The organism is Neisseria sp. P0021.S005, assembly GCF_051956955.1.
Window position 1 is genome coordinate 1 of sequence record NZ_JBQCWY010000592.1, and the last position, 1893, is coordinate 1893.

Annotated in this window: 2 protein-coding genes; one reads left to right on the forward strand and one right to left on the reverse strand. The window is 48.2% G+C overall.

Going from position 1 to position 1893, the window contains the following annotated elements:
* Positions 1-1158 (forward strand): threonine ammonia-lyase, biosynthetic (ilvA, locus tag ACTHUE_RS17270; protein ID WP_440424054.1); only part of this gene is annotated, 1158 nt, incomplete at its 5' end.
* Positions 1159-1215: 57 nt separating this feature from the next.
* Here ilvA and trmB read toward each other — a convergent pair.
* A partial coding sequence (gene trmB, locus ACTHUE_RS17275; RefSeq protein ID WP_440424055.1) for a tRNA (guanosine(46)-N7)-methyltransferase TrmB occupies positions 1216-1893 on the reverse strand: 678 nt, incomplete at its 5' end.

Sequence of the window (1893 nt, forward strand, 5' to 3'; positions counted from 1 at the left end):
GTATTGAAAGGTGTGTCTTACAACGATGCCTATGATTATGCGATGGAGTTGGCAGAAAAGGAAAAACTGACCTATATCGCGCCATTTGATGATCCTGATGTGATTGCAGGTCAGGGCACTGTCGGCATGGAAATCCTCCGTCAACACCGCAATATCAATGCTATTTTTGTGCCGATTGGCGGCGGCGGTTTGGCAGCAGGCGTAGCGGCGTTTATCAAACAGGTTTGTCCTGAAATTAAAGTCATTGGCGTGCAAACCAATGATTCTTGCTGTATGAAACAATCGGTCGAAGCAGGGGAAATCGTACATTTGAAAGATGTCGGCCTGTTTTCAGACGGCACGGCGGTTAAAGTGGTGGGCGAGGAAACCTTCCGCCTGTGTAAAGAACTGTTGGACGAAATTATTACGGTCAATACGGATATGTTGTGCGGCGCAATTAAAGATATTTTTGACGATACGCGCAGCATTACCGAACCTGCAGGCGCATTGGCGCTTGCCGGCCTGAAGGCTTACGTTGCGAAAAACAATATTCAAGGTCAAAACCTGGTTGCCGTCACCAGTGGCGCTAACATGAACTTCCACCGCCTGCGCCATGTTTCTGAACGCAGTGAGCTGGGCGAGGGCAACGAAGGTATTTTTGCCGTTACCATTCCTGAAGAAAAAGGCAGCTTCCTCAAGTTTATCAACGTCTTGGGTAGTCGGAATATTACTGAGTTCAACTATCGCTACGGCAGCGATAAAAATGCTCATATTTTTGTCGGCTTGCAAACTGCCGGTGCGCAAGACTTGGCCGTCATCAGCAAACAACTGGCTGACGCAGGCTTACCGAATGTCGATTTGACCAATGATGAAATCGCCAAAATCCATATCCGTTACATGGTCGGCGGACGTACGGAAAAAGTATCCAGCGAACGCTTGGTCAGCTTTGAATTTCCGGAGCGCCCCGGCGCATTGTCCCGTTTCTTGAACCATATGCGTGCTGAATGGAATATTACTTTGTTCCATTATCGCAATCATGGTGCGGACTACGGCCGTATTTTGGTCGGTATCGATGTACCTGAAAGCGACAATGAAGCCTTTACCGACTTCTTGGAGAGCTTGGGTTATGTTTATAAAGAAGAAACCGATAATCCGGCTTATAAACTTTTCTTAGCTTAATCAGTAAGATAAAAGGCCGTCTGAAATTTTTCAGACGGCCTTGTGTTTTATGTTCGGCTATTTCTTACGGAACACCAAGTCCCAAACGCCATGACCCAATCGTTTGCCTCGGGCTTCAAATTTGGTTTCAGGGCGATAATCGGGCGTAGGGGCGTAATCGGCAGCCGTGTTTTGCAAAGAGTCGCAACTGCTCAAAACTTCCAGCATTTGTACGGCGTATTCTTCCCAGTCGGTCGCCATATGGACATAGCCGCCGCTTTTGAGTTTGGGCAGCAGCTTTTCAACAAAAGGCACTTGTACCAAGCGGCGTTTATTGTGGCGTTTTTTGTGCCAAGGGTCGGGGAAGAAAATATGAATGCCGTCTAAAGAACCGTCTTCCAGCATCTTTTCCACTACTTCCACTGCATCATGACGTATCACGCGGATATTGGAAATGTGTTCTTCCTCAATCAGCTTCAAGATATTGCCGACACCCGGGCCGTGAACATCAATCGCTAAAAAGTCGGTATCGGGCAGACGTTTGGCGATTTCCACTGTCGCGACGCCCATACCGAAACCGATTTCCAAAACTTTAGGATTGTCCCGTCCAAATGCATGGTTCAAATCCAAAGGAGCTTCTTGGAAGTCCACACCAAATTGCGGCCACATCGTATCGATGGCGCGCTGTTGGGCCGCGGTCATATGGCCTTGACGCAAGACGAAACTGCGGATGCTGCGTTTGTGTTCTTCAGGAAC